The organism is Streptomyces sp. NPDC051109, assembly GCF_044455885.1.
In the GTDB taxonomy this organism is placed as follows: Bacteria; Actinomycetota; Actinomycetes; order Streptomycetales; family Streptomycetaceae; genus Streptomyces.
On the sequence record NZ_JBITFF010000003.1, the window covers coordinates 595,706 to 620,899 of the forward strand.

23 protein-coding genes are annotated in these 25,194 nt (G+C 70.4%); 3 read left to right on the forward strand and 20 right to left on the reverse strand.

All coding sequences use genetic code 11. The annotated features are described in order from the left end of the window. Nucleotides 1–64: 64 nt before the first annotated feature. Nucleotides 65–2,815, forward strand: coding sequence for a fumarate reductase/succinate dehydrogenase flavoprotein subunit (locus ACIBAD_RS08610; protein ID WP_398905374.1), 2,751 nt, complete (start codon nucleotides 65–67; stop codon nucleotides 2,813–2,815). Between the two features lie 95 nt (nucleotides 2,816–2,910). Here the strand turns inward: ACIBAD_RS08610 and ACIBAD_RS08615 are convergent, their stop codons facing one another. The 20 genes from ACIBAD_RS08615 to ACIBAD_RS08710 form a co-directional block, all read right to left on the reverse strand. Continuing rightward, nucleotides 2,911–3,567 carry a contact-dependent growth inhibition system immunity protein gene (locus tag ACIBAD_RS08615; RefSeq protein WP_134072113.1) on the reverse strand — a complete coding sequence of 219 codons (657 nt, stop codon included), beginning with the start codon at nucleotides 3,565–3,567 and terminating at the stop codon, nucleotides 2,911–2,913. A 12-nt stretch (nucleotides 3,568–3,579) separates the two neighbouring features. After that, complete coding sequence (locus tag ACIBAD_RS08620; protein ID WP_398905377.1) at nucleotides 3,580–3,879, reverse strand: RNase A-like domain-containing protein; 300 nt, start codon at nucleotides 3,877–3,879, stop codon at nucleotides 3,580–3,582. Between the two features lie 12 nt (nucleotides 3,880–3,891). After that, on the reverse strand, nucleotides 3,892–4,485 hold the full coding sequence (locus ACIBAD_RS08625; protein ID WP_134072117.1) for a hypothetical protein: 594 nt from the start codon (nucleotides 4,483–4,485) through the stop codon (nucleotides 3,892–3,894). Continuing rightward, nucleotides 4,482–6,263, reverse strand: a complete 1,782-nt coding sequence (locus ACIBAD_RS08630) for an RNase A-like domain-containing protein (RefSeq protein WP_134072119.1) — start codon at nucleotides 6,261–6,263, stop codon at nucleotides 4,482–4,484. Before ACIBAD_RS08630 ends, ACIBAD_RS08625 begins: the two co-directional genes overlap by 4 nt. Further along, the gene (locus tag ACIBAD_RS08635; protein WP_134072122.1) at nucleotides 6,263–6,568 is read right to left on the reverse strand and encodes a WXG100 family type VII secretion target; all 306 of its coding nucleotides are present in this window, start codon (nucleotides 6,566–6,568) and stop codon (nucleotides 6,263–6,265) included. Before ACIBAD_RS08635 ends, ACIBAD_RS08630 begins: the two co-directional genes overlap by 1 nt. A gap of 23 nt (nucleotides 6,569–6,591) precedes the next feature. Further along, a complete protein-coding gene (locus tag ACIBAD_RS08640) occupies nucleotides 6,592–6,987 on the reverse strand; it encodes a WXG100 family type VII secretion target (protein WP_398905380.1) in 396 nt (131 codons plus the stop codon). 175 nt (nucleotides 6,988–7,162) lie between these two features. Further along, complete coding sequence (nuoN, locus tag ACIBAD_RS08645; protein ID WP_208329000.1) at nucleotides 7,163–8,809, reverse strand: NADH-quinone oxidoreductase subunit NuoN; 1,647 nt, start codon at nucleotides 8,807–8,809, stop codon at nucleotides 7,163–7,165. Between the two features lie 5 nt (nucleotides 8,810–8,814). After that, a complete protein-coding gene (locus ACIBAD_RS08650) occupies nucleotides 8,815–10,416 on the reverse strand; it encodes an NADH-quinone oxidoreductase subunit M (RefSeq protein ID WP_134072126.1) in 1,602 nt (533 codons plus the stop codon). Nucleotide 10,417: 1 nt separating this feature from the next. Further along, nucleotides 10,418–12,313 carry an NADH-quinone oxidoreductase subunit L gene (gene nuoL, locus ACIBAD_RS08655; RefSeq protein WP_134072128.1) on the reverse strand — a complete coding sequence of 632 codons (1,896 nt, stop codon included), beginning with the start codon at nucleotides 12,311–12,313 and terminating at the stop codon, nucleotides 10,418–10,420. A gap of 12 nt (nucleotides 12,314–12,325) precedes the next feature. Beyond that, nucleotides 12,326–12,625 (reverse strand): NADH-quinone oxidoreductase subunit NuoK, encoded by a 300-nt coding sequence (gene nuoK, locus ACIBAD_RS08660; protein ID WP_030864698.1) that lies wholly within the window; start codon nucleotides 12,623–12,625, stop codon nucleotides 12,326–12,328. Beyond that, entirely contained in the window at nucleotides 12,622–13,431 is an 810-nt protein-coding gene (locus tag ACIBAD_RS08665) for an NADH-quinone oxidoreductase subunit J (protein ID WP_134072131.1), read from the reverse strand. The genes nuoK and ACIBAD_RS08665 overlap by 4 nt, the downstream gene beginning before the upstream one ends. Beyond that, nucleotides 13,428–14,042: an NADH-quinone oxidoreductase subunit NuoI gene (gene nuoI, locus ACIBAD_RS08670; protein ID WP_398905384.1), complete on the reverse strand. Its 615-nt coding sequence runs from the start codon at nucleotides 14,040–14,042 to the stop codon at nucleotides 13,428–13,430. Before nuoI ends, ACIBAD_RS08665 begins: the two co-directional genes overlap by 4 nt. Then, nucleotides 14,035–15,405 carry an NADH-quinone oxidoreductase subunit NuoH gene (nuoH, locus tag ACIBAD_RS08675; RefSeq protein ID WP_134072135.1) on the reverse strand — a complete coding sequence of 457 codons (1,371 nt, stop codon included), beginning with the start codon at nucleotides 15,403–15,405 and terminating at the stop codon, nucleotides 14,035–14,037. Before nuoH ends, nuoI begins: the two co-directional genes overlap by 8 nt. Then, on the reverse strand, nucleotides 15,402–17,909 hold the full coding sequence (locus ACIBAD_RS08680; protein ID WP_134072137.1) for an NADH-quinone oxidoreductase subunit G: 2,508 nt from the start codon (nucleotides 17,907–17,909) through the stop codon (nucleotides 15,402–15,404). Before ACIBAD_RS08680 ends, nuoH begins: the two co-directional genes overlap by 4 nt. Then, nucleotides 17,906–19,252, reverse strand: a complete 1,347-nt coding sequence (nuoF, locus tag ACIBAD_RS08685) for an NADH-quinone oxidoreductase subunit NuoF (RefSeq protein ID WP_134072139.1) — start codon at nucleotides 19,250–19,252, stop codon at nucleotides 17,906–17,908. Before nuoF ends, ACIBAD_RS08680 begins: the two co-directional genes overlap by 4 nt. Continuing rightward, on the reverse strand, nucleotides 19,252–20,016 hold the full coding sequence (gene nuoE, locus ACIBAD_RS08690; protein ID WP_053693695.1) for an NADH-quinone oxidoreductase subunit NuoE: 765 nt from the start codon (nucleotides 20,014–20,016) through the stop codon (nucleotides 19,252–19,254). Before nuoE ends, nuoF begins: the two co-directional genes overlap by 1 nt. After that, nucleotides 20,013–21,353 carry an NADH-quinone oxidoreductase subunit D gene (locus ACIBAD_RS08695; RefSeq protein ID WP_134072141.1) on the reverse strand — a complete coding sequence of 447 codons (1,341 nt, stop codon included), beginning with the start codon at nucleotides 21,351–21,353 and terminating at the stop codon, nucleotides 20,013–20,015. Before ACIBAD_RS08695 ends, nuoE begins: the two co-directional genes overlap by 4 nt. After that, nucleotides 21,353–22,090, reverse strand: coding sequence for an NADH-quinone oxidoreductase subunit C (locus ACIBAD_RS08700; protein WP_134072143.1), 738 nt, complete (start codon nucleotides 22,088–22,090; stop codon nucleotides 21,353–21,355). The genes ACIBAD_RS08695 and ACIBAD_RS08700 overlap by 1 nt, the downstream gene beginning before the upstream one ends. Then, complete coding sequence (locus ACIBAD_RS08705; protein ID WP_030028258.1) at nucleotides 22,087–22,641, reverse strand: NADH-quinone oxidoreductase subunit B family protein; 555 nt, start codon at nucleotides 22,639–22,641, stop codon at nucleotides 22,087–22,089. Before ACIBAD_RS08705 ends, ACIBAD_RS08700 begins: the two co-directional genes overlap by 4 nt. Nucleotides 22,642–22,656: 15 nt before the next feature. Further along, nucleotides 22,657–23,016, reverse strand: a complete 360-nt coding sequence (locus tag ACIBAD_RS08710; RefSeq protein ID WP_030028256.1) for an NADH-quinone oxidoreductase subunit A — start codon at nucleotides 23,014–23,016, stop codon at nucleotides 22,657–22,659. Nucleotides 23,017–23,819: 803 nt separating this feature from the next. Here ACIBAD_RS08710 and ACIBAD_RS08715 point away from each other — a divergent pair. Beyond that, nucleotides 23,820–24,656 (forward strand): C40 family peptidase, encoded by an 837-nt coding sequence (locus tag ACIBAD_RS08715; RefSeq protein ID WP_134072145.1) that lies wholly within the window; start codon nucleotides 23,820–23,822, stop codon nucleotides 24,654–24,656. Nucleotides 24,657–24,869: 213 nt separating this feature from the next. Beyond that, entirely contained in the window at nucleotides 24,870–25,187 is a 318-nt protein-coding gene (locus tag ACIBAD_RS08720; protein ID WP_134072147.1) for a hypothetical protein, read from the forward strand. The last annotated feature ends 7 nt before the right edge of the window (nucleotides 25,188–25,194 follow it).

Genomic DNA, 25,194 nt, shown 5'->3' on the forward strand with positions numbered 1-25,194 from the left:
CCTGGACCTCTGACGTCTCCGAGGCCTCAGAGGCCTCCGACCATCCCGAAGGGCAAGCCCCACCATGGACATCCCCGCACTCGCCGACGCCGAGGAACTCTCCTGCGACGTCCTCGTCATCGGCGGCGGCACCGCCGGCACCATGGCGGCCCTGACCGCCGCGGGCCGCGGCGCGCGGGTCCTGCTGCTGGAGAAGGCGCACGTTCGCCACTCCGGCGCCCTCGCCATGGGCATGGACGGGGTCAACAACGCGGTCGTCCCCGGCCGCGCCGAGCCCGACGACTACGTCGCCGAGATCACCCGTGCCAACGACGGCGTCGTCGACCAGTCCACGGTCCGCCAGACCGCCACCCGCGGCTTCTCGATGGTGCAGCGCCTGGAGTCGTACGGCGTGAAGTTCGAGAAGGACGAGCACGGCGAGTACGCGGTCCGCCGGGTCCACCGCTCCGGCTCGTACGTGCTGCCCATGCCCGAGGGCAAGGACGTCAAGAAGGTCCTCTACCGGCAGCTGCGCCGCCGTGAGATGCGCGAGCGGATCCGGATCGAGAACCGGGTGATGCCGGTGCGGGTCCTCACTTCGCCCGAGGACGGCCGGGCCATCGGCGCCGCCGCCTTCAACACCCGTACCGGCGCCTTCGTGACGGTCCGCGCGGGCGCCGTGATCCTCGCGACCGGCCCCTGCGGCCGGCTCGGACTCCCCGCCTCCGGATACCTGTACGGGACGTACGAGAACCCCACCAACGCCGGTGACGGCTACGCCATGGCCTACCACGCGGGCGCGGCCCTCACCGGGATCGAGTGCTTCCAGATCAACCCGCTGATCAAGGACTACAACGGCCCGGCGTGCGCGTACGTGGCGAACCCCTTCGGCGGCTACCAGGTCAACCGGCACGGCGAGCGGTTCGTCGACTCCGACTACTGGTCGGGGCAGATGATGTCGGAGTTCGCGGCCGAACTCGCCTCGGACCGGGGGCCGGTGTACCTGAAGCTCAGCCACCTGCCCGAGGAGTCGGTCTCGGCCCTGGAATCGATCCTGCACACCACCGAGCGGCCGACCCGCGGCACCTTCCACGAGGGCCGCGGCCACGACTACCGCACGCACGACATCGAGATGCACATCTCGGAGATCGGCCTGTGCGGGGGCCACTCGGCGTCGGGCGTGCGCGTCGACGACCACGCGCGCACCACCGTGCCGCGGCTGTACGCGGCCGGGGACCTGGCCTCCGTACCGCACAACTACATGATCGGGGCTTTCGTCTTCGGCGATCTGGCCGGCGAGGACGCGGCGCAGTACACCGCGTACGAAGGACCCCTGCCGGCGGACCAGGTGGCGGCGGCGCACGAGCTGGTCTACCGGCCGCTGCGCCGGCCGGACGGGCCGCCGCAGCCGCAGGTGGAGTACAAGCTGCGGCGGTTCGTCAACGACTACGTGGCCCCGCCGAAGACGGGCGCGAAGCTGTCGCTGGCCGTGGAGGCCTTCACCCGGATGGGCCGCGAGATCGAGGAGATGGGGGCGCGGACCCCGCACGAGCTGATGCGGTGCGCGGAGGTGTCGTTCATCCGGGACTGCGCGGAGATGGCGGCGCGGGCCTCGCTGGCGCGCACGGAGTCCCGCTGGGGCCTGTACCACGAGCGGCTCGACCACCCGGAGCGCGACGACCCTGCCTGGCTGCACCACCTGGACCTGCGCAAGTCGCCTTCGGGGGCGATGGAGTTCACGGCCCGTCCGGTCGAGCCGTACGTGGTCCCCGTCCCGGAATTCCGCCCGACAGGCGGCGCGTCCCGCCACCTGGGCGAGGTCGAACTCGTCGGAGTGGCGACGGCGGGCCCGCGCGGGGCCGCGCCCCGGCCGGGTGGCGCCGGACCTTCCGCGGCGGCGGGGCGCGCAGCCGGCGCGCCACCGTCGGCCGAGGGGGCGGGGGGCTCGGCCGCGACGGCCGGCAGCGGCTCCCCCCGGATCCTCGAACTCCTCGCCCTGGCCGAGGAGTCCCCGGACCTCACGGCCCTGCGGCCGTACCTGGGAGACCCCGATCCCGCGGTGCGGGCCGCGGCCGTCACCGTGATCGGCGAGACCGTCCCGGCCGGCGCGGGCCCGGAGCTGGCGGCCCGCCTCGCCGACGCCGATCCGGCGGTACGGGCCGCCGCCGCGGCCGCGCTGCGCGAGCTGCTGGAGGTCCTGCCCGGCGACCCGGAGCTCGGGGCCGCCCTGCGCGCCGCGCTGCCGGTCCCCGATGCGGCGGTGCGCGCGGCGACGCTCGAAGCCCTGCGCGCGCTACGGCTCGGCGACGCCGACCTGTACGCGGAGTCCCTCGCGGACCCCGACCCGGAGGTCCGTATCCATGCCGTACGGGCACTGGTCTCGGTGGACGCCGTCGACGCCCTCGCGCGGGCCGCGGCGGACCCGGCCCGGGAGGTCCGGGTCGCGGTGGCCAAGGGGCTCGCGGTGGTCCACGCCCCGGCCCCGGCCCCGCTGGACCCCCTCCTCACGGACCCCGATCCGCTGGTCCGCGCCGCGGCCCTGGCCGCGCTGGCCGCCACGGGCTGCCCGGCGCCGTACGCCGCCACGGCCGTGGCGTCCCTGGCCGACCCGGCCTGGCAGGTCCGCGCGGGGTCGGCCACCGCCCTCTCGGCGGCCGACCCCGCCACCGCCGTCGGCCCCCTGGCCTCGGCCCTGAAGGACGACAACGCGGACGTCCGCAAGGCCGCGGTCCTTTCCCTCCGCTCCCACCGCGCCCACCCGGCGGCCCGCACGGCCCTGGCCACCGCCTCCTCCGACCCTGACGCGGATGTACGCGCATATGCCGCCCGGATCTGACTCCGTCTACACCGAGCAGCCGTTCACGCGTGCGGGCGGAGGGGGAGTCCCGACCCGCCGCCGCGCCGAATAGCGCGACCGGGACGGCCAGGCGATCAGCCGTGCGCCAGGCTCGTCGCCACCGACTGGAACCACGCGCCGTACGAGAACGGCTCGGGCGGGGCGACCTCCATGCCGAGTTCCGCCGCGGCCAGGGCATAGTCGTCTTCGCCCAGCGGGAGGGCGAGGAGTTCGTGGAGCTCGCCGACGAGGCGGGCGGTGAGCTGGGGGTCGGTGGTGGCGGCGTAGTCCGCGACGGCGGCCTCGTGGCCAGGGAACTCGTCGACGATGTCCTGGGAGAACCAGCCGCCCAGCAGCTGCGCGGTCTCCGGGAACCGGGCGTGCCACTCCCAATGGGTCTGCGGGGTCGACGGCGGCGGCACTTCGCCCTCCTCGATGCTCCGCTTGAGGTGGTCAGCGAGCACGAGCAGCCAGTCGCCGATCGCGGACTGCGGCATCCCGGTGTCGGGGACGGCGTAGAACTCGCCGAGACCGATCCGCAGGCGGCCCGGGGGATTGCGGCTGTATTCGCGCAGTTGGCGCTCGGCCTCGGCGATGGCCCAGGGGCGGGTGTGCCAGGTGTGGCGCAGATAGGCGTCCAGCGCGCGGCTGCGCTGTTCGCTCGTATCGTCTGCGGGCTGCCCGAGATAGGCGCGCATCACCTGATCGAGCTCGCCGTAGCGCCGATCGTGTTCGAGGGGCTTCATGGACACGCTCGGCTGCCTCTACAGGTAGAACGGGACGGTGGTCTGGACGACGAAACCGTGCGGGCTAGCGGGCTCGCGCCGCAGGACGACACGGGCCGCCCGGACCCCGACGGGTTCCTGTCCAGCGTGCAGCATCGCCTCCAGCAGTACCCGGCCGACGGGCTCCTCCCGGGACGGCCAGGCTGCCTCGATCGTGAGGCGGGCACGCGTGCCCTGGGCCAGCCAGCGGTGGATGACCTGCTCATTCGCGTTCACCACCTGCTGGGTGGCCCACTGGGCTGTCTCCCGGTCTGGGTAGGTGGCGGATCGGGTCAGCATGGGAGCATTCTCTCAATTCGCATTGAACGACCAGAAGACGCCGACCTCGTCCGGGGACACCGCGACGAGACCCAGGTCCATCATGTAGTCGGTGAACGGCCTGCCGCCTTCCAGGTCCCGGGCGAGGAAGTCCGGCGAGGCGGACGTGCGCGCTGCCTCGGAGGAGGACCAGAACGTGGCGTCCGGTCCGAACCTGGCCAGTACGGTCCTGGCGTCGGCCAGCACCTCGTCGACGTCCGCCCGCGAGCGGACGGGGGCGGCCTCGAAGAACCACTCCTGGGACAGCGAGGCAAGCAGCTCGACGGCAGCGGCGGAGTCGACGGGGGACATCCCCTCGCGGACCTCCTCGGCCGTAAGGGCCATGAAGGGGTGGGAGGGACGACCGGCCTCGCGCCCCTGCCTGTCGACCTGCCACTCCATGACGCGCCAGCCCCGGGGATCGGCGACCGTGCGTTCCATGACGGCCAGGACGTCTTCGGACCAGTCCTCGTGTCGGCGGGGTCCGGTCATCGCGAAGGTGTAGACGTCGTCGAGGAGCCGCACCAGCGCGGCTTCCCAGGTGTTGCTGTCGAGGGGTTTCATCGAGTTTCCGGAGCGGTCGGTCACGGCGCTGGCATGGACGTGTAGATGATGTAGGGCGGATCGAGGCTGGAATCGTACTTGAGGACGGTCTTGACGTTCCTGACGTCGATCGCCTTCGCGCCCAGGCCGTGGTCCTTGTATCCCGTCCCCGGAATCGTGCCCTGCCCCGACGGGTCAGGGGTGGGCTGTTTGGACACGTACCGCCCGCTGACCTCGTTGTTGGGTGCCTGGCTGGTGAAGGGCATCGTCTTGCCCTCCGGCGGATTGCTCGCCAGCCAGGCGTCGATGTCGGCCTGATTGGCCTTGAGGTTGTGCTCCGTGAGCCGCTGCGCGTCCGCCATGTTCTTGAAGCTCGACGAACCGCCGATGGTGGGCTTGCTGTTCTCCGGCCACGTGTTGGACGGATCCGACTGGTCCCGCAGCCGCTGGGCGAGCTGTTCGTCGGTCTTGCCCACGTGCTTGTCCAGCGTGTGGCCGCCCCCGAGGTACTCGTTGGCCGCCAGGTCGAAGGCCTGGTTGCCGTTCGCCCCCTGGACCGTCCACTGCTGTTCGTGCTTGAACTCGTTCAGGGCGCGGGCACCGAAACCGTGGGCGCGTGCGACGCCGGCCTCGAACTTCGGGGCGCTGCGATCTGCCTCCCTCAGGGCGGGCTCCAGCGCCTCCATCCGTGTGGTGAGGCCGTCCAGGATGCCGGTGTACTTGTCCACGATCCGGTTCAGCTTGGCCGTGTCCGTGTTCAGGACCGTCTTGACGTCGAAGCTCAGCATGAGCTCGACGCCCTTGCCGACCACGTGGGTCACCGCTCCGATGATGCTCTTGACGCTCAGGTCCTTCTTGGGCTTCTCCAGGTCGTCGAGGATCTCCTTGGCGGCCTTCTTGAGAGCCCTCTTGTACTCCTCGGAGACGTCGTGGTTGAGCTCGACGGCCGCTTCCGCGTACTCGCGCAGCAGATCACTGATCTTGGCCGCCGTGTCGTTGAGCACGCTCATCACCGGCTCGCTGCCCGTGGCCACCCTGGCCCCGTGCGGGCCAGTAGAGTGCGCCCACTGGTAGCCGTGCCGGGACCGACCCCAGTCCGTCCCGCCCCACAGCGCGCTACAGAACGTCCGCATGGCCGATTCCCAGTCGGCCTGCTGGTGGTTGGTGATGCCGCCGAGGGCCATGGTCAGGTTGTCCCCCACCATGGTCACGCAGGTCCCTGCGTCCATCCAGCTGTGGCAGTGCGAGTTGAGGTAGTGCTGCTGCGGGAACGGGTGGACGTCGGCCACCTTGCCGAGCCGGAACACGTGCTTGGCGACGGGCTGCAGGATGTCCCGGACGATCTCCGGTATCCCCTCCATCGCACCGCGCAGGAAGTCGTCGCCGCCGTCGTCGTCACCCCACTTGATGTCGGGGACGGAGGCGAAGACGGGCGCTTTGTCGATGACGGTGGGCCGAGGCCGCTGCTCCGGGGTCTGGCCGGGCTTGGGGTGGGCGGCCGCGTCCGCTTTGGTGTAGGCGTTGGCGGTCTCCGTGAAGCCGACGGCGACGCCGCCGACGCTGAGCACGCTCTTGCCCCACACGTCCAGCCAGAGGTTGCCGATCTTCTTGTACGCCTGGGCGAACTTCTGCGCGTGGCTGCCGGCGCCGCCGGCGTCCGGGTATTTCTGGAGCTCCTCCAACAGCTTGTTCGCGCCGCGCATGAGGAGGTCCTGCTGCCCGGCCACCCGGCCTGAGACGCCCCAGAGGTCTTTCGGCTTGACGTCGATCGTGCCGCTGCCGCCGGGGGGCGGAGCCGGGGGCCCCGGGGTCGGTCCGGCCATCAGGCGCCGCCTCCCCACCCTTGCAGCACCGACCGGTTTGCGGCGGCGTAGTTGAGGTGTCCCTTGACCACGACCTCGTGGAGCCAGGCCTGCGCGGCCTTGATGTCCTGGGCCGAGCGGTCCCACTTGTCCAGCTCGTCGATGAAGGCCTCACGGGCCTCGCCGTCCCAGCTCAGGACGGCCTTCTTGGCGCGCTCGTAAAGCACGTCCAGCTTCTCGTTGAGGTCGCGGAGGAGGTCCTCCAAGTCGCCCGAGAGGCGCTGAAGAGTGGCGAAATCGACGGTGATTCGGTCTTCGTCCGACATGGTGATGCTGATCCTCGGTGCTGTCAGATGTCCTGGAGGCGGCTCTGCGGGCGGGGCGCCGCCGGAGCCGGGTCGGGGACCGTCAGCTCCTCGGCGGCCGCGGTCACGTCCTCCCTGCTCTGCACCCGCTTGAACGCCGCCAGGATCTCCAGCTCTTGGGCCGTGAAGCCGTCGCGGGAGGCACGCGTGGCCTCTTCGAGGAGCGAGAGCACCTGGCGGATCCGGACGGCGTCCTCGGCGACTCCGCGGTGCAGGGAGCGGTAGGCCGTGGCCGTGGGGCCCTGCCAGCCTCCCGCGATCCTGTCGACCACCGCGTCCATGGCCCGGACCTGGCGGTCCAGATGGCGTTGCATCTCGTCAAGGTCGCCGGCGAGCCGGGTGAGGCCGTCCTCCGAGACCGTGAGATCGCCGTCCTGCATGTCTTGTCCCCCGTCACGCTGTGGCGCATTTCCGGTCCATCACGCGCCGATGATCACACTAATGGACCGGTGGAATTCAAGGGTCCGCGGCAGGGCATGTCGGCGGCCCGGCTGCACACGGCACCGGGCCCGGCCCCCCGGTGGGGGGCCGGGCCCTGTCGTGGAAGCGGCGGGGCTACCGCACGAACGTGCTCGCCTGCCCCGCCAGGTCCAGGAAGTACTGCGGGGCCACGCCCAGGACCAGGGTGACGGCCACGCCCACTGCGATCGTCGTCATCGTCAGCGGCGAGGGGACGGCCACCGTCGGGCCGTCCGCCTTCGGCTCGCTGAAGAACATCAGGACGATCACCCGGATGTAGAAGAACGCGGCGATCGCGGACGAGATCACACCGACCACGACCAGCACCCCGGCGCCGCCCTCCGCCGCCGCCTTGAACACGGCGAACTTCCCGGAGAAGCCCGAGGTCAGCGGGATGCCGGCGAAGGCCAGCAGGAACACCGCGAAGACCGCCGCCGTCAGCGGCGAACGGCGGCCCAGGCCCGCCCACTTGGACAGGTGCGTCGCCTCCCCGCCCGCGTCGCGCACCAGGGTGACCACCGCGAAGGCGCCGATCGTCACGAAGGAGTACGCGCCCAGGTAGAAGAGGACGGACTGGACGCCCTGCGCCGACGTCGCGATCACACCGGCCAGGATGAAGCCCGCGTGCGCGATCGAGGAGTACGCCAGCAGCCGCTTGACGTCGGTCTGGGTCACCGCGATCACGGCGCCCGCCAGCATCGTCAGGATCGCCACGCCCCACATCACCGGCCGCCAGTCCCACCGCAGGCCGGGGAGGACCACGTACAGCAGCCGGAGCAGCGCTCCGAACGCGGCCACCTTCGTCGCCGCCGCCATGAAGCCCGTGACCGGGGTCGGGGCGCCCTGGTAGACGTCCGGGGTCCACATGTGGAACGGGACCGCGCCGACCTTGAAGAGCAGGCCCGTCAGGATCAGCGCCCCGCCGATCAGCAGCAGCGCGTCGTTGCCCATGGTGTCGGCGAGCGCGGGGTCGATCTTGGTGACGGTGCCGTCGACGACGTCGGCGATCGCCGCGTATGAGACCGAGCCCGCGTACCCGTAGACCAGGGCGATGCCGAAGAGGAGGAAGGCCGAGGAGAAGGCGCCGAGCAGGAAGTACTTGACCGCCGCCTCCTGCGACATCAGCCGCTGGCGGCGGGCGACGGCGCAGAGCAGGTACAGCGGGAGGGAGAAGACCTCCAGGGCCACGAACAGCGTCAGCAGGTCGTCGGCGGCCGGGAAGATCAGCATGCCGGAGACCGCGAACAGCGCCAGCGGGAAGACCTCGGTGGTGGTGAAGCCCGCCTTGACGGCGGCCTTCTCGCTCTCGCTGCCCGGTACGGACGCCGCCTGCGCGGCGAAGGAGTCCACCCGGTTGCCGTGGGCGGCCGGGTCCAGGCGCCGCTCGGCGAAGGTGAAGACCGCGACGACCGCGGACAGCAGGATGATGCCCTGGAGGAACAGCGCCGGGCCGTCCACGGCCACGGCGCCCATCGCCGCGATGTGCGCCTTGCCGCCCGCGTACCCGCCGGCGGCGAGGCCGACGACCGCCGCGAAGGCCGAGGCCAGCGCGGCGACGGCGAGGAACACCTGGACGTAGTAGCGGGACCGGCGCGGCACGAAGGCCTCGACGAGTACGCCGAGGACCGCCGCGCCCACCACGATCAGCGTGGGCGCGAGCTGCGCGTACTCGATGTGCGGGGCCGGGATCCGGTCGACCGGCTTCCCGGCCGCCAGCGTCAGCAGCCCTTGGGCAGCAGACATCGTGCTCACTTCGCCGCCTCCCCGTTCTTGGCCTCGACGGCCACCTGTGGCTTCGGGTCCTTCTGGTGTACGTCGGACATGGTGTGCTCCACCGCCGGGTTGACGATCTGGGTGAGCGGCTTCGGGTACACGCCCAGCCCGATCAGCAGCACGATCAGCGGGGCGACCACCAGCACCTCGCGCAGGCGCAGGTCCTTCATGGTGCGGACCTCCTCCTTCACGGGGCCGGTCATCGTGCGCTGGTAGAGCACCAGGGTGTAGAGCGCGGCCAGCACGATGCCGATGGTGGCGATGATGCCGATGACCGGGTACCGGGCGAACGTGCCGACCAGAACCAGGAATTCACTGACGAAGGGCGCGAGGCCCGGCAGCGACAGGGTGGCGAGGCCGCCGATCAGGAAGGTGCCGGCCAGTACCGGGGCCACCTTCTGCACACCGCCGTAGTCGGCGATGAGCCGGGAGCCGCGGCGCGAGATCAGGAAGCCGGCCACGAGCATCAGCGCGGCCGTCGAGATCCCGTGGTTGACCATGTACAGCGTCGCGCCCGACTGCCCCTGGGAGGTCATCGCGAAGATGCCCATGATGATGAACCCGAAGTGGGAGATCGACGCGTACGCGACCAGCCGCTTGATGTCCCGCTGCCCGACCGCGACCAGAGCGCCGTAGACGATGCTGATCAGGGCGAGGACGAGGATCACCGGCGTGGCCCACTTGCTGGCGTCGGGGAACAGCCCGAGGCAGAAGCGGAGCATCGCGAAGGTGCCGACCTTGTCGACGACCGCGGTGATCAGTACGGCGACCGGGGCGGTGGACTCGCCCATCGCGTTGGGCAACCAGGTGTGCAGCGGCCACAGCGGGGCCTTCACCGCGAAGGCGAAGAAGAAGCCGAGGAACAGCAGCCGCTCGGTGTTGGTCGCCATGTCGAGCGTGCCCGCGGCACGGGCCGCGGTGATCTCCTGCAGCGAGAAGTTCCCGGCGACCACGTACAGGCCGATGACGGCGGCCAGCATGATGAGGCCGCCGACCAGGTTGTAGAGGAGGAACTTGACCGCCGCGTACGAGCGCTGCGCGGCCGCGTTCTCATCGGACCCGGCGTGTGCCCGGTCCCCGAAGCCGCCGATGAGGAAGTACATCGGGATGAGCATGGCTTCGAAGAAGATGTAGAAGAGGAAGACGTCGGTGGCCTCGAAGGAGATGACCACCATCGCCTCGACCAGCAGGATCAGGGCGAAGAAGCCCTGCGTCGGCCGCCACCGCGAGTTCGCCGGGGACTCGGTCTCCAGCGGGTCGGCGTCGTGCCAGCCGGCCCCGATCACGAAGGGGATCAGCAGGGCGGTGAGCGCGATCAGCGCCACCCCGATGCCGTCGACGCCCAGTTCGTAGCGGACGCCGAAGTCGGGGATCCAGGCATGCGACTCGGTGAGCTGGTAGCGGGCGCCACCGGGCTCGAAGCGGACCGCGACGAGCGCGGCCAACGCCAGCGTCGCCAGGGAGAAGAGCAGCGCCAGCCACTTGGCGGCGGTCCTGCGGGCGGCCGGGACGGCCGCCGTCAGGACGGCGCCGACCGCGGGGACCGCGGCCGTCACCGTCAGAAGCGGGAAACTCATCTCACACCGCCCTCATCAGCAGGGTCGCGGCGATGAGGATCGCCGTGCCCCCGAACATCGAGACCGCGTAGCTGCGGGCGTAGCCGTTCTGCAGCTTGCGCAGCCGGCCCGAGGACCCGCCGACCGAGGCGGCCGTCCCGTTGACCACCCCGTCGACCAGGCTGTGGTCGACGTACACGAGCGAGCGGGTCAGGTGCTCCCCGCCGCGCACCAGCACGACGTGGTTGAAGTCGTCCTGGTACAGGTCCTTGCGCGCCGCCCGGGTGATCCAGCTGCCGCGCGGGGCGGCGACCGGGACGGGCTTCCTGCCGTACTGGACGTAGGCGAGGCCCACGCCGATGAGCAGGACCACCACCGTCGAGGCGGTGATGGCGGCGGCTCCGATCGGCGGGTTCCCGTGCTCGAAGGAGGTGACGGGCTCCAGCCACTTCACGAAGGACTCGTTGAAGCTGAAGAGGGCGCCGGCGAAGACGGATCCGAAGGCCAGGACGACCATCGGGAGGGTCATGGACTTCGGGGACTCGTGCGGGTGCGGCTCGTGGCCCTCGGCGTCCGGCTGCCAGCGCTTCTCGCCGAAGAAGGTCAGCAGCATCACGCGGGTCATGTAGAACGCGGTGATGGCCGCGCCCAGCAGGGTGACCGCGCCGAGGATCCAGCCCTCGGTGCCGCCCTTGGCGAAGGCCGCCTCGATGATCTTGTCCTTGGACCAGAAGCCGGACAGGCCCGGGAAGCCGATGATGGCGAGGTAGCCGAGGCCGAAGGTGACGAAGGTGATCGGCATGAACTTGCGCAGGCCGCCGTAGCGCCGCATGTCCACCTCGTCGTTCATTCCGTGCATCACGGAACCCGCGCCGAGGAAGAGGCCGGCCTTGAAGAAGCCGTGCGTCACCAGGTGCATGATCGCGAAGGCGTAGCCGATGGGGCCGAGGCCCGCGGCCAGGATCATGTACCCGATCTGCGACATCGTCGAGCCGGCGAGGGCCTTCTTGATGTCGTCCTTCGCGCAACCGACGATCGCACCGAAGAGGAGCGTGACCCCGCCGACCACGACGACCGCGGTCTGGGCGTCCGGCGCGGCGTTGAAGACCGCACCGGAGCGGGTGATGAGGTACACGCCGGCGGTGACCATGGTCGCCGCGTGGATCAGGGCCGAGACCGGGGTCGGGCCCTCCATCGCGTCCCCGAGCCAGGACTGCAGCGGCACCTGGGCCGACTTGCCGCACGCGGCGAGCAGCAGCATCAGGGCGACCGCCGTCAGCTTGCCCTCCGTCGCGTTCCCCACCGAGGCGAAGACCGGCCCGAAGGTGAAGGTCCCGAACGTGGTGAACAGCAGCATGATCGCGATCGACAGGCCCATGTCGCCGACCCGGTTGACCAGGAAGGCCTTCTTCGCGGCGGTCGCCGCGCTGGGCTTGTGCTGCCAGAAGCCGATGAGCAGGTACGAGGCGAGGCCGACGCCCTCCCACCCGACGTACAGCAGCAGGTAGTTGTCGGCGAGGACGAGCAGCAGCATCGCCGCGAGGAACAGGTTCAGGTAGCCGAAGAAGCGGCGGCGGCGCTCGTCGTGCTCCATGTACCCGATCGAGTACACGTGGATGAGCGTGCCCACTCCGGTGATCAGCAGGACGAACGTCATCGACAGCTGGTCCAGCTGGAAGGCGACGTCCGCCTGGAAGCCCTCCACCGGGATCCAGGTGTACAGCTTCTGGGACAGGGTCCGGTCGTCGGCGCCGCGTCCGAGCATGTCGGCGAACAGGGCCACGCCGATGCCGAAGGAGGCGGCGGCGAGCAGGGTGCCGAGCCAGTGGCCGGCCTTGTCGAGGCGCCGGCCGCCGCACAGCAGCACCGCCGCTCCGAGCAGGGGCGCCGCGATCAGCAGCCCAATCAGATTCTCCACTGTGAGCGCCCCTTACAGCTTCATCAGGCTGGCGTCGTCGACCGAGGCCGAGTGGCGGGTACGGAACAGCGACACGATGATCGCGAGGCCCACCACGACCTCCGCGGCGGCGACGACCATCGTGAAGAAGGCGATGATCTGGCCGTCGAGGTTGCCGTGCATCCGGGAGAAGGCCACGAACGCGAGGTTGCAGGCGTTGAGCATCAGCTCGACGCACATGAACAGCACGATCGCGTTCTTCCGGATGAGCACTCCGGCCGCGCCGATGGTGAACAGCAGGGCGGCCAGGTACAGGTAGTTGACCGGATTCACTTCGATGCCTCCTCGCGGCCGAGGCGCTCCGCCGACGCCTGCTCCAGCGCCTTCAGGTCGTTCAGCGCCTCGCTCGACACGTCCCGGATCTGGCCGCGGGCGCGCAGCGTCTTGCTGACGGTCAGCTCGGACGGGGTGCCGTCCGGCAGCAGGCCGGCGACGTCCACTGCGTTGTGCCGGGCGTAGACGCCGGGCGCGGGCAGCGGCGGGAGCTGGACGCCCTCGCGCACGCGCCGCTCGGCCAGCTCGCGCTGCGTGGCGGCCCGCTCGGTGCGCTCGCGGTGGGTGAGGACCATCGCACCGACGGCGGCTGTGATCAGCAGCGCGCCGGTGATCTCGAAGGCGAACACGTACTTGGTGAAGATCAGCGTGGCCAGCCCCTCCACGTGCCCGGCGGAGTTGACCCGGCCGAGCCCGTTGAAGTGGGTGAGCTTGGCGTTGGCGAGGCCCGCGATCAGCAGGACGCCGAAGCCGAGCCCGCACAGGACGGCCATCCACCGCTGCCCCTTGAGGGTCTCCTTCAGGGAGTCGGCGGCGGTGACGCCGACGAGCATGACCACGAAGAGGAAGAGCATCATGATCGCGCCGGTGTAGACGATGACCTGGACCACACCCAGGAAGTACGCCCCGTTGGCGAGGTAGAAGACCGCCAGGACGATCATCGTCCCGGCCAGGCTCAGCGCGCTGTGCACGGCCTTCTTCATCAGGATCGTGGACAGCGCGCCGATGACGGCGACGGTGCCGAGGACCCAGAACTGGAACGCCTCGCCGGTGGAGGTCGAGGTGGCCGCTGCGAGGGCGCTCATGCCTGCACCTCCTCGGCGTCGGGCGCGGCGGCGGTCTCGCCCTTGGAGACCGCGACCTGCCGGACCGTCCCCGGAGCCGCCCCCGTCACCAGCCCGCGGTAGTAGTCCTGCTCGTCCGTGCCCGGGAAGATCGAGTGCGGCGTCTCCACCATGCCCTCGGTCAGGCCCGCGAGCAGCTGCTCCTTGGTGTAGATGAGCGATTCACGGCTGGAGTCGGCCAGTTCGAACTCGTTCGTCATCGTCAGCGCCCGCGTCGGGCACGCCTCGATGCACAGCCCGCACAGGATGCAGCGGGCGTAGTTGATCTGGTAGACCCGCCCGTACCTCTCACCCGGGGAGTAGCGCTCCTCCTCGGTGTTGTCCGCGCCCTCCACGTAGATGGCGTCGGCGGGACAGGCCCAGGCGCACAGTTCGCAGCCGATGCACTTCTCCAGGCCGTCCGGGTGCCGGTTCAGCTGGTGGCGTCCGTGGAAGCGCGGGGCGGTGGTCTTCTGCTGCTCCGGGTACTGCTCGGTGAGGCGCTTCTTGAACATGGCCTTGAAGGTCACGCCGAAGCCGGCCACCGGGTTCTGCCACTTCTCGCCCTGTTCGGCATCAGACTTGTCAGACATTCTCAGCACCCTCCTCTCGGTCACTGTCGGTGTTCGTCCCGCCACTGACGATCAGCTCCCGCTCGCTGCGAGGCCGCCTGCGCGGTACGGGTGCCAGGTGCTGGCCGGGCTTGGGCGGTACGGGGAACCCGCCCGCCAGCGGGTCGAACGGCTCCGCCCCGGCGGCCTCTTCGGCCTGCCCGGCGGCCGCCTTCTCCTTCCGGTCGCGGAAGAGGTCCGCAACGAAGGACAGCAGCAGGATCGCGACGACCCCGCCGCCGACGTACAGCACGATCTCCGAGAAGTCGTAGTTCTCGTTGCGCAGCGCCCGGACGGTCGCGACCAGCATCAGCCAGACCACGGAGACCGGGATGAGGACCTTCCAGCCGAGCTTCATCAGCTGGTCGTAGCGGACGCGGGGCAGCGTGCCGCGCAGCCAGATGAAGAAGAAGAGCAGCAGCTGGACCTTGATGACGAACCAGAGCATCGGCCACCAGCCGTGGTTCGCGCCCTCCCAGAAGTGGCTGATCGGGTACGGGGCCCGCCAGCCGCCCAGGAAGAGGGTGACCGAGACCGCCGAGACGGTGACCATGTTGACGTACTCGGCCAGCATGAACAGCGCGAACTTGATGGAGGAGTACTCGGTGTTGAAGCCGCCGACGAGGTCGCCCTCGGACTCCGGCATGTCGAACGGCGCGCGGTTCGTCTCGCCGACCATCGTGATGACGTAGATGATGAACGACACCGGCAGCAGCACGATGTACCAGCGGTCCGCCTGCGCCTCCACGATCGCCGAGGTCGACATCGACCCGGAGTAGAGGAAGACCGAGGCGAAGGCCGCGCCCATCGCGATCTCGTACGAGATCATCTGCGCGCAGGAGCGCAGGCCGCCGAGCAGCGGGTACGTGGAGCCGGAGGACCAGCCGGCCAGGACGATGCCGTAGATGCCGACCGAGGCGACCGCGAGGATGTAGAGCATCGCGATCGGCAGGTCGGTCAGCTGCATCGTGGTGCGCTGGCCGAAGATCGAGACCTCGTCGTCGGCCGGGCCGAACGGGATCACCGCGATGGCCATGAAGGCCGGGATCGCCGCGATGATCGGAGCCAGGACGTACACCACCTTGTCGGCCCGCTTGACGATGATGTCTTCCTTGAGCATGAGCTTCACGCCGTCGGCGAGCGACTGGAGCATGCCCCAGGGGCCGTGCCGGTTGGGGCCGATGCGCAGCTGCATCCAGGCGACGACCTTGCGCTCCCACACGATGGAGAAGAGCACGGTCACCATCAGGAAGGCGAAGCAGAACACCGCCTTGACGACGACGAGCCACCAGACGTCCCTGCCGAACAGGGAGAGGTCCTCGGCCGCGAGCTGTACCGCGTTCACGCGCCCACCTCCGCAGGGGTGCCGCTGCCGTCGGCCGGCGTCGCCGGGCCGATCCGTACGAGGGTGCCCGGGTGGGCTCCGGTGTCGGCGAGGACGCCGTGCCCGGTGGAGTTCAGCGGGAGCCAGACCACCCGGTCGGGCATCTCGGTGATCCGCAGCGGGAGTTCCACGGAGCCGGCCGGGCCGGTCACCGCGAGGACGTCGCCGTCCTTGACGCCGGTCTCGGCGGCCGTGGCGGCCGACAGCCGGGCGCTCGCCTCGTGCCGGGTGCCGGCCAGGGCGTCGTCGCCCTCCTGGAGCCGGCCCAGGTCGAGCAGGAGCCGGTGGCCCGCGAGGACCGCCTCGCCCGCTGCGGGGCGGGGCGGCGGCGCGGCGTCCGCGGACTGCGCGGTGGCGCGCTCCCCGGCCCACGGGCCCAGCGCGTCGAGCTCGCGGCGTACGGCGTGTACGTCGGGCAGCGCGATCGGCCGGTCGGCCGCGTCGGCCAGCATGTGCAGCACGCGGGCGTCGGCGGGGGCGAGCCGGCGGGTCATCTGGTCGGGCTTGAGGGCGGCCTCGAACGGCCGGACCCTGCCTTCCCAGTTGATGAACGCGCCGGCCTTCTCGGCGACGGCCGCTACGGGCAGGACCACGTCCGCGTGGTCGGTGACCTGGCCGGGCCGGAGTTCCAGCGAGACCACGAAGGCCTCCTGGAGGGCGACCAGCGCCCGGGCCGGGTCCGGCAGGTCGGCGACCTCGACGCCCCCGACCAGCAGGGCGGAGAGCTCGCCCCCGGCGGCGGCTTCGACGATCTGGCCGGTGTCGCGTCCGTAGCGGTGCGGGAGTTCGTCCAGCCCCCAGGCGGTGGCGACCTCGTCGCGGGCCCGCGGGTCGGTGGCCGGACGGGCCCCCGGCAGCAGCGACGGCAGGGCGCCCGCCTCGACGGCGGCCCGCTCACCGGCCCGCCGCGGGATCCACACGAGCTGCGCTCCGGTGGCGGCGGCGGCCCGTACGGCGGCGGTCAGCGCGCCGGGCACCCCGGCGAGCCGCTCCCCGACGACGATGACCGCGCCGGACCGGCGCAGCGCGTCGGCGGCCTCGGCCCCACCGGCCTCCAGGCCCGTCCGGGAGGCGAGCGCATCGAGCCACTCGGGCTCGGTGCCGGGGGCGGCGGCCAGCAGGGTGCCGCCCGCCTTCTCCAGGCCGCGGGTGGCGAACGGGGCGAGGGCGAAGGTCCGCTGCTTGTGCTTGCGGTGCGCCTTGCGCAGCCGCAGGAAGACGCCGGGGGCCTCCTCCTCGGACTCGATGCCGACGAGCAGGACGGCGGGCGCCGCCTCCAGCTTCGCGTACGTCACACCGCGGCCGTCGAGGTCCTTGCCGGTGCCGGCCACGGTGGCGGCCAGGAACTCGGCCTCCTCCGCGCTGTGGATCCGGGCCCGGAAGTCGATGTCGTTGGTGTCGAGGACGACGCGGGCGAACTTGGCGTACGCGTACGCGTCCTCGACGGTGAGCCGCCCGCCGGTCAGGACTCCGGCCCGGCCGCGCGCGGCGGCGAGCCCGGCGGCCGCGGCCTCCAGGGCCTCGGGCCAGCTCGCCGGGGCGAGGATCCCGTCGGCACCGCGCACCAGCGGGGTGGTGAGCCGGTCCGGGCGCTGCGCGTAGCGGAACCCGAAGCGGCCCTTGTCGCAGATCCACTCCTCGTTGACCTCGGGGTCCTCGGCGGCCATCCGGCGCAGCACCTTGCCGCGTCGGTGGTCGGTCCGGGTCGCGCAGCCGCCCGCGCAGTGCTCGCACACGCTCGGGGAGGAGACGAGGTCGAACGGGCGGGAGCGGAACCGGTAGGCGGCCGAGGTGAGGGCGCCGACGGGGCAGATCTGGATGGTGTTGCCGGAGAAGTACGACTCGAAGGGGTCGCCCTCGCCGATGCCCACCTGCTGGAGCGCGCCGCGCTCCAGGAGCTCGATCATCGGGTCGCCCGCGACCTGTGTGGAGAAGCGGGTGCAGCGCGCGCACAGGACGCACCGCTCGCGGTCCAGCAGGACCTGGGTGGAGATCGGGACCGGCTTCTCGTACGTGCGCTTCCTGCCCTCGAAACGCGAGTCGCTCTGCCCGTGGGACATCGCCTGGTTCTGCAGCGGGCACTCGCCGCCCTTGTCGCAGACCGGGCAGTCCAGCGGGTGGTTGATGAGCAGCAGCTCCATCACCCCGCGCTGGGACTTCTCGGCGACCGGGGAGGTCAGCTGCGTCTTGACGACCATGCCGTCCGTGCAGGTGATGGTGCAGGAGGCCATCGGCTTGCGCTGGCCCTCGACCTCGACGATGCACTGGCGGCAGGCGCCGACCGGGTCGAGGAGGGGGTGGTCGCAGAACCGGGGGATCTCGATGCCGATCTGCTCGGCGGCCCGGATGACCAGGGTCCCCTTGGGCACCGACAGTTCGATGCCGTCGATGGTCAGGGAGATCAGGTCCTCCGGCGGCACCGCTGCCTCTCCGCCACCGGTCGGAGCATTAGTGGTGACGGTCATGCGTTCACCTCCGTGTCAGCCCAGAGGGTCGACTTCCTGGGGTCGAAGGGGCAGCCCTTGCCCGTGATGTGCTGCTCGTACTCCTCGCGGAAGTACTTGAGCGAGGAGAAGATCGGGCTGGCGGCGCCGTCGCCGAGCGCGCAGAACGACTTGCCGTTGATGTTGTCGGCGATGTCGTTCAGCTTGTCGAGGTCCGACATGACGCCCTTGCCGGCCTCGATGTCGCGGAGCAACTGCACCAGCCAGTACGTGCCTTCGCGGCAGGGGGTGCACTTGCCGCAGGACTCGTGGGCGTAGAACTCGGTCCAGCGGGTGACGGCCCGCACCACGCAGGTCGTCTCGTCGAAGCACTGCAGCGCCTTGGTCCCGAGCATGGAGCCGGCCGCGCCGACACCCTCGTAGTCCAGCGGCACGTCCAGGTGCTCGTCCGTGAACATGGGGGTGGAGGAGCCGCCCGGGGTCCAGAACTTCAGCCGGTGCCCGGGGCGCATGCCGCCGCTCATGTCGAGCAGTTGGCGCAGGGTGATGCCGAGCGGGGCCTCGTACTGGCCGGGGCCGGCGACGTGCCCGGAGAGCGAGTACAGGGTGAAGCCGGGGGACTTCTCGGTGCCCATCGCCTTGAACCAGTCCTTGCCCCGGTTCAGGATCGCGGGAACCGAGGCGATGGATTCCACGTTGTTGACGACAGTGGGGCACGCGTAGAGACCCTCGACGGCGGGGAAGGGGGGACGCAGCCGGGGCTGGCCGCGCCGGCCTTCGAGGGAGTCGAGGAGTGCAGTCTCCTCACCGCAGATGTACGCGCCCGCGCCCGCGTGCACCGTGATGTCGAGCTTCAGTCCGCTCCCGAGGATGTCCTCCCCGAGGTAGCCGGCCTCGTACGCCTCGCGCACCGCCTCGTGCAGGCGCCGCAGGACCGGCACGACCTCGCCGCGCAGGTAGATGAAGGCGTGCTCCGACCGGATCGCGTAGCAGGCGATGATCATTCCCTCGATGAGGGAGTGCGGGTTGGCGAAGAGAAGGGGGATGTCCTTGCAGGTTCCCGGCTCCGACTCGTCCGCGTTCACGACGAGGTAGTGCGGCTTTCCGTCGCCCTGCGGGATGAACTGCCACTTCATGCCGGTGGGGAAGCCCGCGCCGCCGCGGCCGCGCAGACCGGAGTCCTTCACGTATGCGATGAGGTCGTCCGGGGTCATCGCGAGCGCCTTGCGCAGGCCCTCGTACCCCTCGTGCCGCCGGTAGGTCTCCAGCGTCCACGACTGCGGCTCGTCCCAGAAGGCCGACAGCACGGGCGCCAGCAGCTTCTCCGGGGCGCCGTTCTCATGCATTTCTGCAGTCACGGTCATCACTCCCCCTCCTCTGTGGCGGCAGAGGCCTCACCACGCGGGTGCACGACCTTGCCGAGCTGCGGGGTCTCGCCGCGCGCGATGCGCAGACCGATCAGGGAGGCGGGGCCGGCGCCGCCGCTCGCCTCGACCGCGCCCTCGCGCTCGTCCGGGAAGCCGGCCAGGATCCGGGCCGTCTCCTTGTACGTGCACAGCGGCGCGCCCCGGGTCGGCGCGACGGGCCGGCCGGCGATCAGGTCGTCGACCATGGCCTTGGCGGACTCGGGGGTCTGGTTGTCGAAGAACTCCCAGTTGACCATCACCACGGGGGCGTAGTCGCAGGCCGCGTTGCACTCGATGTGCTCCAGCGTGACCTTGCCGTCCGGGGTGGTCTCGTTGTTGCCGACCCCGAGGTGCTGCTTGAGCTCGTCGAAGATCGCGTCGCCGCCCATGACCGCGCACAGGGTGTTCGTGCAGACGCCGACCTGGTAGTCGCCCGAGGCCTTGCGCCGGTACATCGTGTAGAAGGTGGCCACGGCGGTGACCTCGGCGGTGGTCAGGCCCAGCACCTCGGCGCAGAAGCGGATGCCGGTGCGCGAGACGAAGCCCTCCTCCGCCTGGGTCAGGTGCAGCAGGGGCAGCAGTGCGGAACGGCTGTCGGGGTAGCGGGCGATGATCTCCTTCGCATCCGCTTCGAGCCGGGCGCGTACGTCCGCCGGGAAATCGGGGGCCGGCAGCTGGGGCATGCCCAGACCCACCCCTTGACCGGGCGCATTGGCGGTCATCGGTCGACGCCTCCCATCACGGGGTCGATGGAGGCGACGGCGACGATGACGTCGGCGACCTGGCCGCCCTCGCACATCGCTGCCATGGCCTGCAGGTTGGTGAAGGACGGGTCGCGGAAGTGGACCCGGTAGGGGCGGGTGCCGCCGTCGGAGACGACGTGGACGCCGAGCTCGCCCTTGGGGGACTCGACGGCCGCGTACGCCTGCCCGGCCGGCACCCGGAAGCCCTCGGTCACCAGCTTGAAGTGGTGGATGAGGGCCTCCATGGAGGTGCCCATGATGTTCTTGATGTGGTCGAGCGAGTTGCCGAGGCCGTCCGGGCCCATCGCGAGCTGCGCCGGCCAGGCGATCTTCTTGTCGGCGACCATGACGGGGCCCGGCTCCAGCCGCTCCAGGCACTGCTCGACGATCCGCAGGGACTGGCGCATCTCCTCCAGGCGGATCAGGAACCGGCCGTACGAGTCGCAGCTCTCGGTGGTCGGCACGTCGAACTCGTAGGTCTCGTAGCCGCAGTACGGGTCCGCCTTGCGCAGGTCGTGCGGCAGGCCGGCGGAGCGCAGGATCGGGCCGGTGGCGCCCAGTGCCATGCAGCCGGTGAGGTCGAGGTAGCCGACGTCCTGCATGCGGGCCTTGAAGATGGGGTTGCCGGTGGCGAGCTTGTCGTACTCCGGCAGGTTCCTCTTCATGGTCTTGAGGAAGTCGCGCAGCTGGTCCACGGCGCCCGGGGGCAGGTCCTGGGCGAGGCCGCCGGGGCGGACGAACGCGTGGTTCATGCGCAGACCGGTGATCAGCTCGAAGATGTCGAGGATCAGCTCGCGGTCCCGGAACCCGTAGATCATGATCGTGGTCGCGCCCAGCTCCATGCCGCCGGTGGCGATGCACACCAGGTGGGAGGAGAGCCGGTTGAGCTCCATCAGCAGGACGCGGATGACGGTGGCGCGGTCCGGGATCTGGTCGGTGATGCCGAGCAGTTTCTCGACGCCGAGGCAGTACGCCGTCTCGTTGAAGAACGGCGTCAGGTAGTCCATGCGCGTCACGAAGGTGGTGCCCTGCGTCCAGTTCCGGAATTCGAGGTTCTTCTCGATGCCGGTGTGCAGGTATCCGATGCCGCAGCGGGCCTCGGTGACCGTCTCGCCGTCGATCTCCAGGATCAGCCGGAGCACGCCGTGGGTGGACGGGTGCTGCGGCCCCATGTTGACGACGATCCGCTCGTCGTCGGCCTTGGCCGCGGACTGGACGATCTCGTCCCAGTCGCCGCCGGTGACGGTGTAGACGGTGCCTTCGGTGGTCTCCCGGGAGGCCGCGGGGTTCGAGGAGGCGTTGTTCGACGTGGACATCAGCTGTACGACCTCCGCTGGTCGGGAGCCGGGATCTGGGCGCCCTTGTACTCGATGGGGATGCCGCCGAGCGGGTAGTCCTTGCGCTGCGGGAAGCCCTGCCAGTCGTCCGGCATCATGATCCGCGTGAGCGCCGGGTGCCCGTCGAAGACCAGGCCGAAGAAGTCGTACGCCTCGCGCTCGTGCCAGTCGTTCGTCGGGTAGACGGATACGAGGGACGGGACGTGCGGGTCGGCGTCCGGGGCCGTGACCTCCAGGCGCACCACCCGGCCGTGGGTGATCGAGCGCAGGTGGTAGACGGCGTGCAGCTCGCGGCTCTTGTCGTCGGGGAAGTGGACTCCGCAGACTCCGGTGCACAGCTCGAAGCGCAGGGCCGGATCGTCGCGCAGGGTCTTCGCGACGCGGACGAGGTGCTCGCGGGCGATGTGGAGCGTGAGCTCGCCCCGGTCGACGACGACCTTCTCGATCGCGTTCTCCGGGAGCAGGTCCTGCTCCTCCAGGGCCCCTTCGAGCTCGTCGACGACCTCGTCGAAGTAGGAGCCGTACGGGCGGTGGCTCGCGCCGGGCATGGCCACGGTGCGGACGAGGCCGCCGTAGCCGCTGGTGTCGCCGCCGCCCCGGGTGCCGAACATGCCCTTGCGGACGCCGATCACCTCAGGGCCGCCGGCGGTGCCCCGCGGGGCAGGAACGTTGTTCCCGTTGCCGTTGTCGTCGGTGCCTGGGGAGGTCTCGCTCACCGGAGCAGCCCCTTCATCTCGATCGTGGGGAGGGCCTTGAGGGCCGCCGCCTCCGCCTCGCGCGCCGCCTCTTCCCGGTTCACGCCGAGCTTTCCGCCCTGGATCTTCTGGTGGAGCTTGAGGATCGCGTCCATCAGCATCTCGGGGCGCGGCGGGCAGCCGGGGAGGTAGATGTCCACCGGGACGATGTGGTCGACGCCCTGGACAATCGCGTAGTTATTGAACATTCCGCCCGAAGATGCGCAAACCCCCATGGAGATGACCCATTTGGGAGCGGGCATCTGGTCGTACACCTGCCGCAGCACCGGCGCCATCTTCTGGCTGACACGCCCGGCCACGATCATCAGATCGGCCTGGCGCGGTGATCCGCGGAAGACCTCCATGCCGAAGCGGGCGAGGTCGTACCGGCCCGCTCCGGTGGTCATCATCTCGATGGCGCAGCAGGCCAGGCCGAAGGTCGCGGGGAACACGGATGACTTGCGCACCCAGCCCGCGGCCTGTTCGACGGTGGTCAGCAGAAAGCCGCTCGGCAGCTTCTCTTCCAGTCCCATGGGAAATTCAGCCCCTCAGTCCCATTCCAGGCCGCCGCGGCGCCACACGTAGGCGTAGGCGACGAAGACGGTGAGCACGAAGAGCAGCATCTCGACGAGCCCGAAGATCCCCAGGGAGTCGAAGGTGACGGCCCAGGGGTAGAGGAAGACAACTTCGATGTCGAAGACGATGAAGAGCATCGCCGTCAGGTAGTACTTGATGGGGAAGCGACCGCCGCCGGCCGGCGTGGGTGTCGGCTCGATGCCGCACTCGTACGCCTCCAGCTTCGCCCGGTTGTACCGTTTTGGGCCGATCAGCGTGGCCATGACCACGGAGAAGATCGCAAACCCTGCGCCGAGGGCGCCGAGCACGAGGATGGGCGCGTACGCATTCACGCTCCTCGCTCCTTCCAGTCGTCCTTGACCGTTGGACCGCTGTGCCGGCACCGAGCGAGCGGCCCCGCGAAGATCGCCCAACTCGACGAGATCGCATGTGAGGCAGTTCACAAGCCGGACTGCTGCGCATCTTATGCCCGGTGGTCTGTGATCTGCGACACGGGTAACAACAACGAGTTTGTGATCTCCACCACCTGACGAACGATCATGAAGTCCGATGAGCCGTGATCTTCATACGCGAAGCATCCACATGATCACCAAAGGTGACATCCGACCCCGTTACCGCAGGTAGAAGGGGGGCGTCACTATCAAACGATGGTGGGTGCAGGCAAATTTGCAGGATCAAGGCTTGCACGGTAAAGGAAATCGCCGTCGCCCGGCCGGGGGAGGCCCCGGGGACGGGAGTGGACGGACGCGGAGAGGGGCGGGACGCGTGCACGCATTCACGAGCGGCGGGCGCGAACGGCCGGCCCGGCGGGGGCGGCACCGCACGGGAAGTTCACGGACAGGTCACGGACGGACCACAGGGCCCTCACAGCGAGACGGTTCTGTGACCTGCGCCACTCCGAATTATTGGTTCGAAAAGCGGGCTTGGCCATCTGTACACGGGGATGGTAGGCCGTGGATCAATTCGGACTTATTGCGGAAACCCCTTGATCACAGCCTTGTGACGGCGTGTCCGATACGTCCGTTACGGCGTCAATAAGACGCGCGGCGCGCCCGGTTAGCCCGGTTCGCGGACAACTGTGGCGCAGACCACGTTTCTTGAAGGGAACCCGGGCCCCCTGATAGCGGTTGTCCTCATGTCCCACACCGCTCACATACCCAGCCACCGGAAGCCCCGCCGCAGCGCCTCGAAGCTCGCGGTCCGCGCCGGAGTTGCCGGTGGCGTCCTCAGCACCCTGGCGATGGCCGGCACGGCGAGCGCGTCCCCGTCCGAGCCCGTGACCGAGACGACGCTCGAAATGCCGGTCCTGAACCTGGACCTGGCCGCCGACGTCTCCTCCGCCGTCACCACCGCCGCCGAGAACACGGCCGCCGCCGCCGTCACCGGCGAGCTGCGCACCCAGGAGGAGCAGGCCCGTACGGGCGCTGCCGCCGAGGCCAAGAAGGCCAAGGAAGACGCCCAGAAGGCCGACGCCGAGAAGAAGGCGAAGGAGGAGGCGGACCGCAAGGCCGACGCCGAGCGCGCCACCCGCAGCTCCTCCCGCAACACGCTCCAGAACGCCTCCGCGTCGGACTCGGGTTCCGAGCTGGGCTCGGGCACCGTCACCGCCCCGGCGACCGGCTCCGCCGCCGCCATCGTGAACTTCGCCCGCGCGCAGGTCGGCAAGGCGTACATCAGCGGCGGCACCGGCCCGTCCTCGTTCGACTGCTCCGGCCTCGTCCAGGCCGCCTACCGCCAGGCCGGCGTCACCCTGCCGCGCGTGTCGCAGGACCAGTCCACGAGGGGCCGTTCGGTCTCCCTGAGCGCCCTGCAGCCCGGCGACATCCTGTACTGGGGCGCCAGCGGCAGCGCCTACCACGTCGCCATCTACGTCGGCGGCGGCAAGTTCGTGGGCGCCCAGAACTCCGGCACGGGCGTCGTCGAGCGCTCCCTGAGCTACGACCCGCCGACGGGCGCCCGCCGCGTCCTCTGAGGCCCCTGAGGCCCCCGAGGTCCCCTGAGGTTCCCCAGGGGCTCCTGAGCCCCTCTCAGCGCGCTCCGGCATGCCTCGGCGCGTCCACGGCACGGCCCGAGGGCCGGCACTCCCCCGCTCGGGGCGCAGTGCCGGCCCTTTCCGCGTTCGCCGGCGCCCTGAGAGGATGGCAGTGCGCAGCGCCCGATTCAGGCCAGGAGGTGGCGGACCGTGATGACCGATGCGTACGAGGAGCACGACGGCGCCGCCGACCCCACCCCGGTGCCGGCCGCCACCGGGCTCTTCCTGCTCGCCGTCGGCGGCTGGCTGCTGAACACCACCCGCCCCTGGCACAAACCCGGACATCCCGTCATCCTGGGGCTCGGCTGGGCCGTTGCGTTCGCGCTCCTGCTGTGGGGCTCCGTGCTGGTGGCCCGCTGCGTACGGACGGTCCACGGCCCGCGGCGGTCGGCGTACGGGGGCGGTACCGGCCGAGCCGGGAACGACGAAGCGGGCCGAACCGGTGGAAACCCGGCCCGACCCGCTCCCTAGCGCCGCG